We start from the raw sequence: 18150 nt of genomic DNA, 5'->3' as shown, positions 1-18150 counted from the left end.
AAAAACACAAAGAAAGGTATGCGTGACTTAATTAAGTCTTTGCATACCTTTCTTTATTATTTAATACATTCGTTTCTATAATTTACGAATTATGCCAATGAATAGAAACTGCATTGGTAAACGTAGATATAATGCCCAAGGCGAAAGCGTCTTATCCCCTAAAGGCAATTGTTTACGCGCCATATAAATATTTGCAGGGAATACTGCCAATAAGAACGCGGAAATTGCATTTTTCAAACGTGTAGTTGGTTGTTTAATCAATAATAATATGCCAAAAATACACTCTATTATCCCTGTTACTATAACAGCTGTTCGTTTAAATGGTAAATATGCTGGTACAATTCGTGTGAAATTAGCCTCATTTTTAAAATGTAATACGCCTACAAATGAAAAAGCTAAACCGAACACGATACTTAAAAGTCGTTTCATTTTTCAACGCCCATTTCTTTTAAATAGCTTTTACCAAACTTCGGAAGTGCTACCCCAAAGTTATCAGCGATTGTCGCGCCTATTGAACTAAATGTATCGTCTACAGACAATTCATGACCTTGTTGGAATTTAGGACTATACATCAATACTGGAATATATTCCCTTGTATGATCCGTACCATCCGCAGTCGGATCATTACCATGATCTGCTGTAATAATCACTAAATCATCTTCTCGTAAATATTTCATTAGTTCAAGTAAACGCTCATCGAAGTCTTTAATCGCTTGTGCATAGCCTGGCTTATCGCGTCTGTGGCCATACAGTGCATCAAAGTCTACTAAGTTTAAGAAACTCAATCCTGTAAAGTCTTTTTGAACTGTTTCAATTAATTTATCCATACCATCCATATTATCTTTAGTACGAACCGCTTCGGTCACACCTTCGCCGTCATAAATATCATTGATTTTACCCAGTGCAATAACATCATAACCACTATCACTTAATTCATTCATCACTGTACGACCGAATGGTTTTAAAGCATAATCATGTCGGTTTGATGTACGTTTAAACGCGCCTGGCTCTCCGACATATGGACGAGCAATAATTCTACCAATCAAATATTTAGGATCTTTAGTTAATTCACGCACTTTTTCACATATGTCATAAAGTTCTTCTAATGGAATAACTTCTTCATGAGCAGCGATTTGCAATACAGGGTCAGCTGAAGTATAAACGATTAAATCGCCTGTCTTCATTTGATGTTCTCCCCACTCATCAATGATTTGAGTACCTGAAGCTGGTTTATTCGCAACGACTTTACGTCCAGTTAACCGTTCAATTTCTGAAACGAGTTCCTCTGGAAAGCCTTCTGGATAAACTTTAAATGGTTGCATAATATTTAAGCCCATTATTTCCCAATGACCTGTCATTGTATCCTTACCTACTGATGCTTCACTCATTTTTGTGTAAAAAGCTAGTGGTTTATCAACTTTGTCAACGACTGGCAAAGCTTCGATATTTCCTAATCCTAATTGTTGTAAATTAGGTAATGTTTGATCAAATCCTTCAAGTGTATGCTTTAAAGTATGGCTCCCCTCATCATTAAATGCTTTAGCATCCGGACCTTCGCCTATACCAACCGAATCCATAACTATTAAATGTACTCTGTTAAAAGGTGTCGTCATTGTGTTTCACTCCTATTCAGTAATTACTTTGTGAATTAATGTTGGTGCTTTACCGCTATCACTTATGGTAATGCTCGCGTTTAACTTCTCAATAACATCATCTACTTGTTCGCGATTACTGTGTATTGTTAATAATGATTCACCAGCTTTTACCTTATCTCCAACTTTTTTATTCAAGACAATGCCTACACTCAAATCAATATCGTCCTCTTTCGTTTGACGACCTGCTCCGAGCATCATTGATGCAACACCTACTTCGTTTGCTACAATTTCCGTTACGACCCCTGACTTTGTAGCTGGGTAGTCAATTTGATATTGTGCTTGCGGTAATTTTGATACATCATCTACTACTGATCCATCACCGTCTTGATTTTCAATAAATGTTTTAAAGCGTGCTAGTGCCGATCCGTCAGCAATTGCATTTTCAAGTAAAGTACGCGCTTCTGCTAAGTCTTGTGCTTTCCCTCCAACAACTACCATTTGCGAACCTAACGTTAATACTAAATCAGTTAGGTCTTTTGGTCCTTGACCTTGTAATGTTTCAATTGCTTCTTTGACTTCTAATGCATTGCCAATCGCATTACCTAGGGGTTGACCCATGTCTGATATAATGGCCATCGTATTTCTACCTACATTATTGCCAATATTCACCATCGCACGTGCTAAAGATTCTGCATCTTCTAATGTCTTCATAAATGCACCGTTACCTGTTTTGACATCGAGGACAATCGCGTCAGCACCGGCTGCTATTTTTTTACTCATGATAGATGATGCAATTAATGGTATAGAATTCACTGTACCTGTTACATCACGTAAGCCATACAATTTTTTATCAGCGGGTGTTAAGTTCCCAGTTTGACCAATTACAGCTACTTTATCTTCATTTACTAACTTTACAAATTTCTCTTCCGAAATTTCAACATGAAAGCCCTCAATTGACTCTAATTTATCAATGGTACCGCCTGTATGTCCTAATCCTCTACCACTCATTTTTGCAACTGGTACACCTACTGCAGCAACCAATGGTGCAAGTACAAGCGTAGTCGTATCACCGACACCACCAGTAGAATGTTTATCCACTTTCACACCATTAATATTGGATAAATCAATAACATCTCCTGAATTAACCATTGCCATAGTTAACGCTGCTCTTTCTGCTTCATTCATATCTTGAAAATACACTGCCATGGCTAAACTAGAAGCTTGATAATCTGGTATATCCCCTTTAGTATAACCTTCAATAAAGAAATTAATTTCTTCTTCTGTTAGCGCTTGGCCATCACGTTTCTTTTCAATTAAATCTACCATTCTCATATGTGTAGACCTCCCTTATTTCAACAATAAATTGAAAATATAATTAGTAATCAGAATCACTTTCTAGACCTTGGATGATTTGGATACCTGCGCTTGCACCAATGCGTGTCGCTCCAGCTTCAATCATTTTATTAAAGTCTTCAAGATTTCTAACGCCTCCTGATGCTTTAACTTCGAGTGCATCTCCAACAGTATCTTTCATTAATTTAACATCTTCAGGTGTAGCGCCTCCTCCTGCAAAACCAGTAGATGTCTTAACAAAATCAGCACCAGCTGCTTTACTTAATTCAGATGCTTTTACTTTTTCTTCATCAGTTAATAAACAAGTTTCAATAATCACTTTGACAGTTTTTCCGTTAGCAGCGCCTACTACGCCTTCAATATCCTTTTGAACTAAATCATAATTCCCATCTTTTAATGCGCCAATATTAATTACCATATCTACTTCAGAAGCACCTTTTTTGATGACATCTTCAGTTTCAAAGATTTTAGTTTCTGTTGTTGTTGCTCCTAATGGGAAACCAATTACAGTACAAACTAAGACATCACTGTCAGTTAATTGTTCTGCAGCATATTGCACATGTGTTGGATTGATACAAATTGATTTGAAATTATATTCTTTTGCTTCTGAAATTAATTTATCAATTTGATCCTTTGTCGCCTCAGGTTTTAATAATGTGTGGTCTATATATTTTGCGTAATTCATTTAGAATCCTCCTAAATTTTGTTTAAAGTAATATTTATCTTCACTTAAATTGTTAAAAGTAAATTTTTACTTGATTTATTGCCTTTCCCTTTACCTCTATACTACAAAAATTCGCAAAAATAATAAACAAATGTTATCTTTATTTTGATAAAGAATTTAAAGGAGAAGATGATTATGACAAAAGGAACACCTCATATTCAACCTAATGGGACTAAAATAGCTAAAACAGTATTAATGCCAGGGGATCCATTACGTGCAAAATACATTGCCGACAATTATTTAGAAAATGTAGAGCAATTCAACGAAGTAAGAAATATGTTTGGATACACAGGTACATATAAGGGTAAAGAAGTATCAGTTATGGGATCTGGAATGGGTATTCCTAGTATCGGTATCTATTCTTATGAATTATATAATTTCTTTGATGTAGACACGATTATTCGAATTGGTTCTTGTGGCGCATTACAAGAAAATGTCAATCTTTATGACATCATTATAGCTCAAGGTGCTTCAACAAACTCAAGCTATGTAGATCAATACAATATTCCTGGACATTATGCGCCATTAGCAGACTTTGATTTAATTTTAAAAGCAAAACAAAAAGCAGATGAAATTGGTGCAAAGTCACATGTAGGTAATATCTTATCTTCTGATACATTCTACAATGCAGATTCAACATTTAATGAAAGATGGCAACGTATGGGTATCTTAGGAATTGAAATGGAATCAGCTGCATTGTATCTAAATGCTACTTACGCTAACAAAAAAGCACTAGGCGTCTTTACAGTAAGTGATCATATATTAAGAGATGAAGCGACAACTGCCGAAGAACGTCAAAATTCATTTACTCAAATGATGGAAATTGCTTTAGAGATAGCTGAATAATTCGCATTCCAATCACTATGTGCTTAGGATATTAATACCTAACCATATTTAATAAACAGTTAAACTATGAAGAAATCTATAACGTTTGATTTCTTCATAGTTTTTTATTTGTAGAAAAAAGCCTTATGAACAGGCTAAATAGCACCATTCATAAGGCATTTGCAATACATTATATAATATTCTATCTATTATTGAGCTAGGTATGATTTTAACATCCAGTTATGTTTTTCAATGTTTGTTTGCATACCGATAAACATATCTTCAGTCACATCATCTTCTGCTTTAGACGCAACTTCAATTGCTTCTTCTAATTGTTTTGATACATTAGTAAAGTCTTTAGATAATTCTTCTACCATTTCTTCTGCTTTATAGCCTTTACCTGCTTCATCAATAATTGAAAGTTCTAAACTTTCTTTTAATGTTGCAACTGGATTTCCTCCAACAGCTAAAATACGTTCAGCTAAATCATCTACATATCCACTTGCTTCATCATATAACTCTTCAAATTTAGTGTGTAATGAAAAGAAGTTTGGTCCTTTAACATACCAATGGAAGTTGTGTAATTTAGTAAATGCTACAGTCCAGTTTGCCACTTGTTGATTTAATACTGTTACTACTTCTTGATTATTTGCCATTATATAACCTCTCCTTAATATTATTACTTTGCCTTTCTAATAGGCTTATCTCTCTATTGATTACATTAACTATTATATTATAATAATTATAATCTGTAAAGTGTTTGACCTACTTAAATTAGAATTATTATAATCTGAATGTGTGGTTGTCACACAATAGTCATTTACCCTAAAATCGAGTTGTTAATCTAAGTCTTTTCTGTATGGCATTGCACCTTGAGCACCCAAACCAGTCACTGAAAAACTGCCTGCTAAATTCGCAAAATCTACGGCTTTTTCTAATGTCTTATTATCATTTAGCGCAACTGCTAATGCACCATTAAATGTATCGCCTGCACCAGTTGTATCAATTACTTCCTTTTTGAATCCTGGTACTTTTTGTAGAGATCCATCAAAAAAGACGGCACCGTCAGCACCCTTTGTAACTATCAACTTCCTTGGATATGATTGCAAAGCACTGTCTACTTGATTATCAAACAGTAATTCACTCTCTGTTTCGTTCGGGGTTAACCAAGTCACCTTATCTAAAATGTCTTGCTGCAATTTACGATATGGTGCTGGATTAAGCATCACCTTTATTTGATGCTGTACTGCGTAATCTACGACCGCTTCGATTGTTTCCTCAGGTATCTCATGTTGCATGAGTATAATATCACCTGCTTGGAATTGTGCTAATTTTGGTAACACTCGCTCTGCAGTAACATATTGATTCGCCGCAGGTACGACAATAATTCTATTATCATTATCGTATAATGTGATATGTGCAGTACCAGAACTTTCATTATCTATGACGTCCATAAATTGTGTATCTACATTATTTTCTTTTAAGTTGCTTAGTATTTGTTGTCCATAGTCATCATCGCCTACTGCACCAATCATATAAACTTGATCGCTTAGACGAGCTGCTGCCACCGCTTGGTTCGCACCTTTCCCTCCTGGCGTTGTAAAAAATGATGACCCCATAACTGTCTCTCCAGCTTCTGGAATAATATCTGTCTTTACAACTAAATCAATCGATGCACTTCCTATTACAATTATATTTCCCATTTGTCTTTCCTCCGTTGTCATTACTCATTAGTCAATAAAAAATGATTGTTCATATTTATTTGGTTTATGCCAATGTGTCTTCCACATACGATTTCTATTGTTTGCAAACGTATTATAACCGAACTCTCTTAAAAATTTGGGTGTTAATCTGAGTAATATGCCCAACCATTTATATCCTGTCAGTGAAGTAATTAATGTTGCAATCGCATCTGATTTAAATTCAAATTGATCACCATTTTGCAAAATCACACTATTTTTCACATCAGCTTCTGGATAATTCTCAAATAAATGTTGCGCCGTTTCTCCTTGTAATTGCGCAAATTCATAGCGTTTCGACAGACCGTTTTGTATTAACCAAATCGCATAATTATAACAATATACACACGTTCCATCATAATAAATTATTGGCATCTATTTCACCCCTATTTGAAATTTGAAATTTGAAATTTCAATACCACTTGAATATTATTTCTTCATACCTCTATTATATCCTAAAACTATAATAATAAATCATAATATGATTTTCTAAGTGTTAATCTTTCATTTTGATTAGCTCCGACACAATAAAAAAACTTACCACGTCGCCATAATGTGATTAGCTCTATTTAAAACAAGCCAAATTAGGACAGTGGTAAGTTCAATTTAAATCATTCTATTTAATTTAATCGTCTTGCTTAACTTTTACAATCCTTGTATATTTCAAGAATTGCTCAGTATACTTATGTTTAATTTCGTTTAAGTCATCATATGTGATACCTACAATATGCCAATTCGGATTAAAGTGATAATATGAGTCTTTCTGTCTCGACCATTTAATCATATTACCTTCTTTATTATATCTAGGCATTGTCATTTCATAACCTTCTAACACATTAATGTATGTCTGAAAAATATCTGGATCCACACGATTAAAGTTATCAATCACTAAATAACTTTTATCTTTTCTCGGCATTAAATTAGTAATAAAGCCCTCACGATAATATAGTGCACCCGATTCATTAGGTAAATATTTACCATACAACATATCCTCTGAAAAGTCCGGATGTCCAGCAACCAATACCGGATTAGCATTTGTCTTTTGTAATAAATCTTCCGCTGCTTGTAAACCTTCCCCTTTATCGGCAACCAATAGTATAAATGGTTTCAAATCCTCACTTTGTGTATCAATAACCTGTTCATTTTTAACCATTTCAAATTGTGATTTTAAGCCGTCATTCTCACTCATTTCTATGATTGCTTCAAATTGTGTTTTTGACATACTGGCAATAGCTTGTTTGGCATTTTCTTGTAAGAAATATAGATTTTTTAATTTTGGATGTTTATTTAACGTGCCCAATGAAACAGGTTCAATTGCCTTGTCGAAATAAATTTCAATTGCCGTGCTATTCGTTCTACCCGGAATTGGCGGTTTTTCATGAATATGTCGACTTACTTCACCAACGCCTATTACAGATTGATCTTTTTTTCTATTATAAAAAACTAACTGATCTCCAATTTCTAATTGTGTGTAAAAATGATAGCCATTACGTTTAATGCCATTATATGTATGAGTGAAAATTGTGTGTGTAGACTCAGGTTCGTATTCTTCTTCTTCGGAAACAAAAAAGTATCTAGGCACTTTTGTTTCACCTTTTCCAAGACTAACAATCAAATCAAATTCATCTTTAGTAATTTGATTAAACAATGTTTCTTTCATATTGCTCATTCTAAATTCCAATTGCTCACTACGCTTTAAATAGTCTGCAGTCAATGGTTTAAGTTGCTCTTGTAATTGAAAATGCACTCTAATTTTGTTTTGCGCGCCAGTCTGCACACTAGTAATTTGACCAAAGCCTAATAAACCAGTATCCATCTGAACTTGATAAAATATAACATAGTCACCTATTTTTGCTTGTTTGAATGATCGGAAACCTTGTGAAGGACTAAATTGTGCACCTGATTCAAATAATGTGGTTTGCCCTACTAATGGTTCGTTATGATTCCAGCGATTGTATCCGCAATTCAACCAAAAATAACTCGTTTCCTCTGCCATTTAGATGCTCCTTATCTTAATTTATAAATTCTATCTTACCTATTATATGCAAAAACTGCTTATTGAACAAACATTACATTAAGTTAATTAGCTTCATTGTAATGATACTAGTTATTATGACAATGAGCCATGTAATTAAGCCTAACAAAATCGGTTTAATACCTGCTGATTTAAATTGTTTTAAGTTAACTGTTAAGCCGATTCCAGCCATAGCCATTGTTATTAAAAATACTGACAACTGTTGGAATATTTGAATCAATTGTGATGGAAAATGACATACAGTACTAATGATTGATGCGATAACAAACCAAAGGATAAACCAAGGAAATATATTTTTTATTGCAACGTTTGTATGTTGCTCTTTTTCTTTTTTAATCGTGCGATAGGTAAAGTATAAGACGACCGGAATTATCATTAACGTTCGTGTAAGTTTTACTATAGCACCTGTTGCTAGTGCTTGATCACCATAACTCGAAGTTGCCGCTATAACGCTAGATGTATCATTAATTGCTGTACCTCCAAAATAACCAAACGTAACTTGATTCATCTGGAATATGTGGCCTAATGGAGGAAATATAAAGACAGCAATGATATTAAATAGAAAAATTGTCGTTATCGCAAATGCTACTTCACTCTCTTTCGCTTTGATAACAGGACTTGTTGCTGCAATTGCCGAACCACCACAAATAGATGTGCCAACACCTATTAATATACCTAAGTTTTCATTGATTTTGAATAATTTCATAAATAGAAATACAGTGAAAAAAGCTGCAAATAATGTGACAACTATAATTGGTAATGATTTCCAACCAACGCTACCTATTGACTGAAAACTAAGACTAAACCCTAATACTATAATGCTATAATGCAGTATTTTTTTACTACTAAATTGTATCCCTGCTCGATATTTTGGAGCAATCCAAAATATATTGTTAATTATTATACCAATAATAATTGCAAAAATTGCACTTCCTATAACAGGAAACTTACTACCTAATATCGTTGCTACCATCGCAATCACTAAGGTCATAATAATACCTCTAACCTTTTCCACTGTCACCATTCCTTCTAAAAACTTTTCAAAGCGATTATCACAGCATCAAAATTAATCATCATGTCTACTTCTATTATTTCAATTAAATAAATTTCAACGCAAAAAGTAATTAATGCTTTAGATTTTTAATATATTGAATAAATATTATACAGTTTCACAAAAAAAGTATCTCCTACATTAATAAATGCAAAGATACTTATCTATTAAACTATTGTGTCACTGTAAACGCACCTAACAATGGCATTAAATTAATTAAAATACCACCTAAACGCAACATGCTACTAACCTGTTTATCTCGAATTGTCACTATTGCAGCAATCATACCAATTAAACTGATAGCCATAGGAATGAAGAGACTAGGATATTGTGGTATTTTTAAGAAAATACCTGCACCAGAAATAATGCCACATATTAACGAAATATATAGATATTTATACATCACACATCTCTCCTTTCACAATAAAGTACTATAAGTAACTTATGATTAATTCAAAGTCTCCTTCAAATATTGTATCTAAGTCATCTGAAGTTAAAATGAAATTCTGACCTTGTGTCACATCAAAAACAGTTCCATCTACTATCACTTGTCCTTCGCCACCAATAACCGATACTAAGACAAATTCTCTTGGTTTCATATAATTTAAAGTTCCAGAAATTTCCCACTTAACCATAGTAAAGAAATCATTAGAAACCAACTGTGTACGTCTATGATTCTCTATTATTTCTGTATCTGTCGCAATATTGATATTTTCAGTCGATATCTCAATCACATCTTTTGCTTTGTCATGGTCTAATGTGCGTTTTGTGTCATTTTCTGTTCTATCATAATCATATATTCTATATGTAACATCCGAAGATTGCATTGTTTCATATACTAATACACCTGCACCAATGGAATGCACTGTCCCAGCTGGAATAAAATAAAATTCGCCAGGTTTAACCTTAACTTTGTTAAATGCTGAATCAAATGCAGCGTCATCAATCACATCAATCGCTTCTTCTTTATGATCAACATTTAATCCATATACAATTTCTGCGCCTTCTTCTGCAGCAATAATATACCAACATTCTGATTTACCGTATTGGCCTGCTTCCATCTCAAATGCATAAGCATCATCTGGATGTACATGAACCGATAACGATTCTGTAGCATCAACAATCTTGGTCATTAATGGAAAGTCTTTACTTGGAAAGTCTCCAAATAATTCTCTATGTTCATTCCACAGATTTGCTAATGTTTGGCCCTTGTATGGTCCATTTAAAATTTCACAGTTACCGTTGGGATGTGCAGCTATGCCCCAGGCTTCTCCTGTCTTATCACTTGGAATATCATATCCTAAGTCTCTTAATTTTGTGCCACCCCATATTTTTTCATGGAAAATAGGCTTGAGAAATAATGCCATGACTTACACCTCCAAATTGTTCAATTTGTTTATTTATCTATCGAAATTTTTAAAATTATTTATCTATCTATGGATTAATAAAGCTTTCATTATATTGCTTACACGATTATTATTGTATCATAATTTTGCTCAAGTTATTAAAAACGTTTAATTTTTACTTCTATGTTTGTAGTCATTAATCTTTTAAATTTGAATTATCAAGTTAAATCATAACCCAAGCTTTGTTGTGACGTAACAACAGAAGAATTGCTATTTATTCAAACGATTTCACACCACCGATTATATAATATATTAAATTTGTTAAAATTAAATTAATTTTACACTTGCTTTCTCAAACTTAGTGATAGTATAATAATCTTCGGGTTACAAAATGTATCCCATGCGCATTCTGCGTATAAGGTAGTTAAAGATTAATTATGCACTTGAATGGGTTGTTAACCCCTTCAACAATATAAAATTTGCTAGGGAGTCCAAACATGGAAAGTTTGGGCTTCTTTTTTATGTAAAATTTTTAGTTTATATCCTATTAATAATGGTTAATCACATAAATGCAGCCAGTCTAAAAACTAGCTTTGAGTCACATATTGTCATCACAATCTTAAAAATCTATGAGCAACGTCTAACTTCGATACTCATAGATATAACTAATTAATATTGCTTAAAGTTTGTTAATATTGTATCCCTTACTTCTGTCAGGTGTGCCTCCATCGCCATGACTGCTTCACTGGAATCTTGTGATTTGATAGCGTTGTATATGCGTACATGTTCTTCATGTAAACGATGCATTGTTTTTTGAGCACTATATATAAATATTTTACGTGTTTCTTCCATGGAATCTTGAATTAAACCTGAAATATTATTAAGTAACTCTACTAGCAAAGTATTTTTCGCAGCTTTAGCAATCGCCAAATGAAATTGAAGATCCGCTTTTTCTCCTGAAGTTCCATCTGTAACTGCCTTTCCCATGTCATCTAGTGATTGCTTTAACTGAGCCAAGTCACTGTCATTACGATTTAAAGCAGCCTTTTCCACTGTAGCACTCTCAACTATTTCTCTCAATTCTAATAGTTCTTTAATTTGCTCGATCGATGTAAACTTGTCACCTAATTCAAAAAATGTAGGCTTTACTTGCTTAATAAATGTCCCATAACCTTGTTTTAATTCGATTACACCAATTGTTCGTAAAGCATTTAAAGCTTCTCGTATAGACGCAACACTAACACCGTATATTTGAGCCAACTGTTGTATTGAGGGTAAACGATCTCCAACTTTATATTCACCTGATTTAATGCTTTCTAATATGATATCTGCAACTTGTTCGTATATTTTTGTGTTTGAAATCTTCATAATAACCTCCACACGATATGTATTATTGTATCAAATTTTAATACTTGTGAGCTCAAAATTGAATAACTTTCTCAATAAAAAAAGAGTTAATCCATAAACGGATTAACTCTCAAGAAGAACAGCTCATAATGCTAAACTCCTACTAACATATGATTTATTATGATATACACCAATATAATCACATTTGACTTAGCAGTTTATGCGTTCAACCATTTGTTTATTTAACAAATTCAGCTAAAGCTGATTTAATATCTTTTTCACCACTAATGATTTGGAATTCAGTATTAATATAATCATCAGATGACACAACTTCTTTTAATACTGTTGCAACATCCTCACGTGGTATTGATCCACGTCCTTCAAAGAATGCGCCTACTTCTATTTTGTTATTACCTGCTTCGTCCAATAAACCACCAGGATGTACGATTGTATATGGCACTGAGGCTTGCTTTAAATATTCATCAGCATAATGCTTTGCAATCGTATATGGTTTCAAGCTACCACTTGCATCAAATGCCTCACGACGAGAATCATATGTTGATACCATTACATATTGTTTTACATTATTAGCTTCACTTGCTTTGATTGATTTAATTGCACCGTCTAAATCAACACTTATTGTTTTATCTGCACCAGTGCTTCCACCAGAACCAACAGAAAAAATAACTTTATCAAATCCTTTAATTTTTTCTTTGAGCGTATCAATATCATCTGCTTCTACATCGATTAATAAACTATCTACGCCTTCTGCTTTTAATGATTCTACCTGGTCTTCTTTTCTTACACCAGCTGTAAATGCTTCATCACTATCTTTAAATTGATTTACTAAGTGTTTACCTACGCCACCATTTGCTCCAATAAGTAAAATACTCATATATTCGTTACCTCCTTATTGATTTCATAATAAAAGTCTACCACTTTTATAAGAATTTAAAACTAAAACGACTCATCCCATCATTTTGACAAAAAGACAAATATATATTAATATATGAATAAATGTTCATATATTAATATGGTGAGGTGAAAGTATGACAGAATCATTTGATGAATCAACTTTAGAACATGTAACAGAAATATTTAAAGCTTTAAGTGATGCAAACCGAATTAGGATTATGCACTTATTATCTCAAGGTGATTGTAGTGTTGGCCATATCGCACACACTTTGAATTTAAGTCAATCTAATGTTTCACACCAATTACGCACATTAAAGCAAGCACATCTCGTTAAATCAAATCGTTCGGGTCAATCTATGATTTATGCCTTAGACGATACACATGTCACTACATTACTAGATCAAGCAATACATCACGCAACACATAAAGCATAGATGAAAGGTGGAAATCCAAATGTCAGATCATCATGGACATAATCATGCACACGGTCATGTACACACAAACAATAAAAAGGTCTTATTAATTAGTTTTATTATAATCGGTTTATTTATGATTATCGAAATTATAGGTGGCTTTTTCGCTAATAGTTTAGCACTCTTATCAGACGGACTACACATGTTAAGTGATTCAGTTTCACTAGGCGTCGCATTATTAGCCTTTATATATGCTGAAAAAAATGCTACCAAGTCCAAAACCTTTGGCTACAAACGGTTTGAAATTCTAGCTGCCCTATTTAATGGTGTGACATTATTTGTTATAGGGGTAGTCATTATTATTGAGGCCATTCGTAGATTCTTTGTACCAGAAAATGTCCAATCCACTGAAATGTTTATCATTAGCGTCATTGGTTTAATTGTAAATATCATCGTTGCCTCATTTATGTTTAAAGGTGGAGATACCCACGAGAATATAAATATGCGTGGTGCTTTCTTACATGTGCTAGGAGATTTATTAGGATCAGTTGGAGCAATTATTGCAGCTATATTAATATGGTCATTTGGTTGGTACGTAGCTGACCCAATAGCGAGTATTATTGTCTCACTACTCATAATTAAAAGTAGTTGGGGTATTACTAAATCTTCACTCAATATCTTGATGGAAGGTACGCCATCAAATGTAGATATCAATCAAGTGATTGCATCTATAAAAAGCGAGCCTGCTATACATGCCGTACATGATTGCCACATTTGGACTATTTCCAATGAAATGAATGCATTAAGTTGCCATGCCGTTGTTGATAATGAAATGTCCATTGCCGAAGGTGAGCAGTTATTACATCGTATTGAGCAGACACTCGAACATTTAAATATTCAGCATATGACGATTCAATTAGAAACAAGTGCACATAAACATGATGATAAAACATTATGTTCCGCAGTACTAAATACACACCATCACAGTCATCATTCACATGCGCATTAACGATATATTAATGTAACCCCATATCTTGCAATAAATTAATATTATATAAAAAAGCTGATCCAACATTTGGAGTGTATATCAAGTCACTTCAAATGGAACAGCTTTTTTAGTTTATTATCAACTTATTTAGCTTAGGACACTTACTTAGTCAATCAACTTTATAACTTTTACCGATTTGATGACAGTGTCATATCTCATTTATGTCTTTTCATTCTTTACTTTTTTAACAATTCCTTATTAAATAAATTTATCAAAAATTAAAGCTTTACCAGGTACTTGCTTTTCATCAAATCCTTTTAGAAACTCTTCGTTATCATATGGGACCTTTATTCTATCACAAGCTATTTCATTATCATCTATTGTGACAATACCATAAACTGCATATGCCCCATTATTTAGACCTACCGAACCAGGGTTAAAATAAATTGTCGACTTATCATCAAATAAATGAACTGTATGATTATGACCAAATGTAATAAGATCTGCATCTTTATCTTCAAATAACTGGGTGATATTATCCTCAGTCGGTTCAACAATTGGACTAAACGGTTGACCATCGATTGGTGTTTGTAATTTATCATTCTCAATTTCATAATGGATAAATAAAACATCCTTATGATTAATTTTTTTCTCTAAAACACGCGGCAAGTTATTCAATGCATCATAATAATCTTCATCTAGATGATTCTCAATCCATTGATGATGTTCATAAAACTTATCTTTTAAATCACTTGGATATGGCGTATCATTCACTAAAGACATGACCGCTTCATCATGATTACCAGCAATAATTTCCATGTCATCTCTTTCAAAAATAGCATCTAAAACTTTATTGGTTTCATGCCCTACACCTATATTGTCTCCTAAATTATAAATTTTAGTGATATCTCCTCGTCGATCAATATCATCTAAAACTGCTTCTAATGCATCAAAATTTCCATGAACATCAGTTATAATTGCAAATTTCATGATTTTGCCACCTTTCCTTCATACTCAATTGGATATTTTAACATTTTATTTCAATTTTGCTACCTATTAATTTTAAAATCTTCAAATTTTTGATATCGTATTCTTATCATCAAAAAGGAGTGCTTAAATTTTGTTTAAATTTCATAAACTAGCTTTACAAAATGCTAAACCACAAAATGCTAAAATTTTATTGTTTACATTAGTGAGTTTTGTAATTCTATTTGCATTGACTTATTTAACTTTGATTCCAATGCAAACATCAATATATAGCTTTGTAATGTCAATGGCAATGCAACAACCAATTGCTAAACCGTTGTTCTTGCTCATATTAACTATTTTAATTCCATTAATTGTCGTTATCTTTGTAGGTTACCCTATTATTGCTGGAACTATCTACACAATCGATAAAGCAATTAATAAAGATCAAGCTAAATTTAAAGATATCTTTGCCATGTTTAAAAAGGGTAAATACTTAAAATCAGTTAAATTATCTCTATTTACTTTATTAACTGTGGTAGTATTTATGGCTATTAATTTATTACTAGCTAAATTACTAAATTTAGGAATTGTAAGTCTATACACTGCATTACAAGGACCTATTAGTGGTGCAGACCATGCATTAGCAATTTCACTTACTTTCCAAATTATTGCAGCCACAATCGTTTTATTTATCCAATCATTTATCATTTGGTTTATGGCTATTGTTATTATCAATTTTACAGTTGCATTTATCAAGTCACCAGAAGATGGTGCATGGAAGGCAGTTAAACGTGGCTTTAAAGGTGTTAAAAACGGCCAAAAAACTTGGTTCAAATTCTTCCTTGGCATCTTACTATTAAACCTAATTGTAATTATCTTAGCAAATCCGGTTAGTCAATTAATTTCTATTGGTACAGGCGGTATTTCACAAAATATAGCTACAGTAATTGTTTATATCGTAACAATCGTTGTTATTTTAGTAAGATTGTTTATCTATTACATTAATATTTTAGCAACAATTCAATATTATAACCTTGACGGCAAAAATATTGATCCTGACGCTAAAAAGAAAGCTAAAGCGAATAAGAGCGTTGCAAATGCTACAGAAAAAGCTAAAGCAAGTGCCTCTGATAAAACAGATTTAGCACAAGATAAAGCTAAATCTAATGTTTCAGAACAAACAGAGTCTGTACAAGATAAAGCTAAATCAGAAGGCTCTAAACTAAAAGACAATTTTAATCAGTCAGAGAAATAACAACATGTTTTTATAACAATTTAAAACAAATCTGGATTTTTAATCCTAGAAAAGTAGCACTCAGATAATTGAATTCAATTTATCTGAGTGCTACTTTTTTTATATTTTGTATTATTGGCTCGCTTTCCTAGGGGACAGCTTCAGCCTGTAGTCTTCAGCTTGTCCTGCTCCCTCAGGAGTCTCGCCATAATACTTTTCAGTAAATATTGTTTTACATATTAATAATAAATTACATTACGAACTTCATTTTAAATTTGTGTCAGAATATATAAACTTAAATGCTAATCATTAAATGTCTAATCTTACATTTACTGACGATTTGATTTACAATATATTCGTAATATTAGCTCGCTTTCCTGGGGGACAGCTTCAGCCTGTAGTCTTCAGCTTGTCCTGTTTCCACAGGAGTCTCGCCAACATACTTTACAAAAACGTATGATTTTTACATTGAAATACTTTAGGTTGCCCGTATTAAATGTATCGTTTGTATAGGAATATAACTCAATTGGCATTACACATACTCAAATACCAAACAATCAAACATTCTAACCCTATGGTATTTACGCATCAAAACACAAAAAATAAGACACTTCGCACAATTTAATAGACATTATTAAAGTTAATCCACGAAGTGTCATATATAATATTTGCAGCATCCCTCAATAAAAAATATTTTTGTGATGCACTATAGCATTAACTTACTTATTAATAAATCATTACACATCTTTATTTTAAAAAGTGTTCTGCTAAATAGCGCGCTGCACCATTTTCCTCATTGGTATATGAAGTTACATCTTTTGTTAGAGACTGTATTTCAGGTCGCGCATTTTTCATTGCTACAGTATAATGACCAAACTCAAACATCGCTCTATCATTATCACTGTCACCAATGACTAGCGTTTCAGATTGCTCAATCCCAAAATGTTCTATCATTTCTTTGATACCTGTACCTTTATCAGTCTGATAAGCCATCGTTTCAGCATTAAAGCGAGAAGAATTTGATACACTAATTTGCAATGACTCAGCATCTTTCTTTAATTGCTCTCTATAAGCAGTAATTTTATCAAAATCAGTTGAGAATAAATATATTTTAGAATAAGTAGTACTTGGTAATTCAGATGACCAATCTACCTTTTCAACTATAGATTCTTTACGTGATGTCCATTCACTTTCTCCAACCTTACCAGGTGGCGTTTCAGCATCAAATAATGATTTAGCCCAAGCCTCATCTTCTGCAAGCACAATTCTGTTACCTTCAAACGGAAATACCTCATAATAAATTGATTGCTGTTGTGCACGGCTAACAATTTCATTTACTGCATTAAACGACAAACTGTGTTTAAAGATAATTTCGTCATTTACCATGCCAAGCGTACCATTTGAACTTATAATACCATCAACTTCAAATGTTTCTGGGACTAAATAATGAATTTCATTATGCGCTCTACCAGTTGCTAAAAACACCTTAAACCCTTTACTTCTCAATTGTGCAATTACATCTGCTGTTTCAGAATCTACTCTATTATTTTTATGTAAAATAGTTCCATCCATATCTAAAAATATTGCTTTTACATTATCCATTATTTGTTTGCCTC

19 protein-coding genes are annotated in these 18150 nt (G+C 32.9%); 4 read left to right on the top strand and 15 right to left on the bottom strand.

Going from position 1 to position 18150, the window contains the following annotated elements:
• Positions 1 to 75: 75 nt before the first annotated feature.
• From JN168_RS03935 to deoC, 4 genes are read right to left on the bottom strand one after another with little or no spacing between them, the layout of a single operon-like run.
• Positions 76 to 429: a DoxX family protein gene (locus JN168_RS03935; protein ID WP_042739479.1), complete on the bottom strand. Its 354-nt coding sequence runs from the start codon at positions 427 to 429 to the stop codon at positions 76 to 78.
• The gene (gene deoB / locus JN168_RS03930; protein WP_279526187.1) at positions 426 to 1613 is read right to left on the bottom strand and encodes a phosphopentomutase; all 1188 of its coding nucleotides are present in this window, start codon (positions 1611 to 1613) and stop codon (positions 426 to 428) included. The genes JN168_RS03935 and deoB overlap by 4 nt, the downstream gene beginning before the upstream one ends.
• Positions 1614 to 1625: 12 nt before the next feature.
• The gene (locus JN168_RS03925) at positions 1626 to 2927 is read right to left on the bottom strand and encodes a pyrimidine-nucleoside phosphorylase (RefSeq protein ID WP_107512396.1); all 1302 of its coding nucleotides are present in this window, start codon (positions 2925 to 2927) and stop codon (positions 1626 to 1628) included.
• A gap of 43 nt (positions 2928 to 2970) precedes the next feature.
• A complete protein-coding gene (gene deoC / locus JN168_RS03920; RefSeq protein ID WP_107512397.1) occupies positions 2971 to 3633 on the bottom strand; it encodes a deoxyribose-phosphate aldolase in 663 nt (220 codons plus the stop codon).
• A gap of 174 nt (positions 3634 to 3807) precedes the next feature.
• Here deoC and deoD point away from each other — a divergent pair, with 174 nt between their 5' ends.
• Positions 3808 to 4518 (top strand): purine-nucleoside phosphorylase, encoded by a 711-nt coding sequence (gene deoD / locus JN168_RS03915; protein ID WP_042739475.1) that lies wholly within the window; start codon positions 3808 to 3810, stop codon positions 4516 to 4518.
• 188 nt (positions 4519 to 4706) lie between these two features.
• Here the strand turns inward: deoD and JN168_RS03910 are convergent, their stop codons facing one another.
• The 9 genes from JN168_RS03910 to JN168_RS03870 all read right to left on the bottom strand — a co-directional run bounded on the left by JN168_RS03910 (position 4707) and on the right by JN168_RS03870 (position 12910).
• Complete coding sequence (locus tag JN168_RS03910) at positions 4707 to 5153, bottom strand: Dps family protein (RefSeq protein WP_042739474.1); 447 nt, start codon at positions 5151 to 5153, stop codon at positions 4707 to 4709.
• Between the two features lie 183 nt (positions 5154 to 5336).
• Positions 5337 to 6200 carry a ribokinase gene (rbsK, locus tag JN168_RS03905; RefSeq protein WP_042739473.1) on the bottom strand — a complete coding sequence of 288 codons (864 nt, stop codon included), beginning with the start codon at positions 6198 to 6200 and terminating at the stop codon, positions 5337 to 5339.
• Positions 6201 to 6227: 27 nt separating this feature from the next.
• Positions 6228 to 6611, bottom strand: coding sequence for a thiol-disulfide oxidoreductase DCC family protein (locus JN168_RS03900; protein WP_042739472.1), 384 nt, complete (start codon positions 6609 to 6611; stop codon positions 6228 to 6230).
• A gap of 250 nt (positions 6612 to 6861) precedes the next feature.
• Entirely contained in the window at positions 6862 to 8232 is a 1371-nt protein-coding gene (locus JN168_RS03895; RefSeq protein ID WP_042739471.1) for an EVE domain-containing protein, read from the bottom strand.
• A gap of 73 nt (positions 8233 to 8305) precedes the next feature.
• Positions 8306 to 9286: a YeiH family protein gene (locus JN168_RS03890; RefSeq protein ID WP_042739470.1), complete on the bottom strand. Its 981-nt coding sequence runs from the start codon at positions 9284 to 9286 to the stop codon at positions 8306 to 8308.
• 208 nt (positions 9287 to 9494) lie between these two features.
• Complete coding sequence (locus JN168_RS03885) at positions 9495 to 9725, bottom strand: hypothetical protein (RefSeq protein ID WP_042739469.1); 231 nt, start codon at positions 9723 to 9725, stop codon at positions 9495 to 9497.
• A gap of 28 nt (positions 9726 to 9753) precedes the next feature.
• On the bottom strand, positions 9754 to 10689 hold the full coding sequence (locus tag JN168_RS03880) for a type I phosphomannose isomerase catalytic subunit (RefSeq protein ID WP_042739468.1): 936 nt from the start codon (positions 10687 to 10689) through the stop codon (positions 9754 to 9756).
• 648 nt (positions 10690 to 11337) lie between these two features.
• A complete protein-coding gene (locus tag JN168_RS03875) occupies positions 11338 to 12036 on the bottom strand; it encodes a FadR/GntR family transcriptional regulator (RefSeq protein ID WP_042739467.1) in 699 nt (232 codons plus the stop codon).
• A 217-nt stretch (positions 12037 to 12253) separates the two neighbouring features.
• Positions 12254 to 12910: an SDR family oxidoreductase gene (locus JN168_RS03870; protein ID WP_042739466.1), complete on the bottom strand. Its 657-nt coding sequence runs from the start codon at positions 12908 to 12910 to the stop codon at positions 12254 to 12256.
• Between the two features lie 154 nt (positions 12911 to 13064).
• On the opposite strand from JN168_RS03870, the gene JN168_RS03865 reads away from it, so the two are divergent.
• The gene (locus tag JN168_RS03865; RefSeq protein ID WP_042739465.1) at positions 13065 to 13364 is read left to right on the top strand and encodes an ArsR/SmtB family transcription factor; all 300 of its coding nucleotides are present in this window, start codon (positions 13065 to 13067) and stop codon (positions 13362 to 13364) included.
• A 19-nt stretch (positions 13365 to 13383) separates the two neighbouring features.
• Positions 13384 to 14352, top strand: a complete 969-nt coding sequence (gene czrB, locus JN168_RS03860) for a CDF family zinc efflux transporter CzrB (protein WP_042739464.1) — start codon at positions 13384 to 13386, stop codon at positions 14350 to 14352.
• A 237-nt stretch (positions 14353 to 14589) separates the two neighbouring features.
• Here the strand turns inward: czrB and JN168_RS03855 are convergent, their stop codons facing one another.
• Positions 14590 to 15321 (bottom strand): metallophosphoesterase family protein, encoded by a 732-nt coding sequence (locus tag JN168_RS03855; protein ID WP_042739463.1) that lies wholly within the window; start codon positions 15319 to 15321, stop codon positions 14590 to 14592.
• Positions 15322 to 15451: 130 nt separating this feature from the next.
• Here JN168_RS03855 and JN168_RS03850 point away from each other — a divergent pair, with 130 nt between their 5' ends.
• Complete coding sequence (locus JN168_RS03850) at positions 15452 to 16555, top strand: hypothetical protein (RefSeq protein ID WP_279526186.1); 1104 nt, start codon at positions 15452 to 15454, stop codon at positions 16553 to 16555.
• A 726-nt stretch (positions 16556 to 17281) separates the two neighbouring features.
• Here JN168_RS03850 and JN168_RS03845 read toward each other — a convergent pair.
• Entirely contained in the window at positions 17282 to 18136 is an 855-nt protein-coding gene (locus JN168_RS03845; protein ID WP_042739461.1) for an HAD family hydrolase, read from the bottom strand.
• Positions 18137 to 18150: the final 14 nt, after the last annotated feature.

Source organism: Staphylococcus gallinarum (assembly GCF_029774255.1).
GTDB lineage: Bacteria > Bacillota > Bacilli > Staphylococcales > Staphylococcaceae > Staphylococcus > Staphylococcus gallinarum.
Note: the sequence above shows the minus strand (reverse complement) of the source record. Positions and strands in the feature narration are given on the sequence as shown.

Coding starts and splice junctions, on each gene's coding strand:
- deoD (WP_042739475.1), top strand. CDS start 3,808: ATGACAAAAGGAACACCTCATATTCAACCTAATGGGACTAAAATAGCT.
- JN168_RS03925 (WP_107512396.1), bottom strand. CDS start 2,927: ATGAGAATGGTAGATTTAATTGAAAAGAAACGTGATGGCCAAGCGCTA.
- czrB (WP_042739464.1), top strand. CDS start 13,384: ATGTCAGATCATCATGGACATAATCATGCACACGGTCATGTACACACA.
- deoB (WP_279526187.1), bottom strand. CDS start 1,613: ATGACGACACCTTTTAACAGAGTACATTTAATAGTTATGGATTCGGTT.
- JN168_RS03900 (WP_042739472.1), bottom strand. CDS start 6,611: ATGCCAATAATTTATTATGATGGAACGTGTGTATATTGTTATAATTAT.
- JN168_RS03875 (WP_042739467.1), bottom strand. CDS start 12,036: ATGAAGATTTCAAACACAAAAATATACGAACAAGTTGCAGATATCATA.
- JN168_RS03935 (WP_042739479.1), bottom strand. CDS start 429: ATGAAACGACTTTTAAGTATCGTGTTCGGTTTAGCTTTTTCATTTGTA.
- JN168_RS03880 (WP_042739468.1), bottom strand. CDS start 10,689: ATGGCATTATTTCTCAAGCCTATTTTCCATGAAAAAATATGGGGTGGC.
- JN168_RS03845 (WP_042739461.1), bottom strand. CDS start 18,136: ATGGATAATGTAAAAGCAATATTTTTAGATATGGATGGAACTATTTTA.
- JN168_RS03895 (WP_042739471.1), bottom strand. CDS start 8,232: ATGGCAGAGGAAACGAGTTATTTTTGGTTGAATTGCGGATACAATCGC.
- JN168_RS03865 (WP_042739465.1), top strand. CDS start 13,065: ATGACAGAATCATTTGATGAATCAACTTTAGAACATGTAACAGAAATA.
- rbsK (WP_042739473.1), bottom strand. CDS start 6,200: ATGGGAAATATAATTGTAATAGGAAGTGCATCGATTGATTTAGTTGTA.
- JN168_RS03870 (WP_042739466.1), bottom strand. CDS start 12,910: ATGAGTATTTTACTTATTGGAGCAAATGGTGGCGTAGGTAAACACTTA.
- JN168_RS03910 (WP_042739474.1), bottom strand. CDS start 5,153: ATGGCAAATAATCAAGAAGTAGTAACAGTATTAAATCAACAAGTGGCA.
- JN168_RS03855 (WP_042739463.1), bottom strand. CDS start 15,321: ATGAAATTTGCAATTATAACTGATGTTCATGGAAATTTTGATGCATTA.
- deoC (WP_107512397.1), bottom strand. CDS start 3,633: ATGAATTACGCAAAATATATAGACCACACATTATTAAAACCTGAGGCG.
- JN168_RS03885 (WP_042739469.1), bottom strand. CDS start 9,725: ATGTATAAATATCTATATATTTCGTTAATATGTGGCATTATTTCTGGT.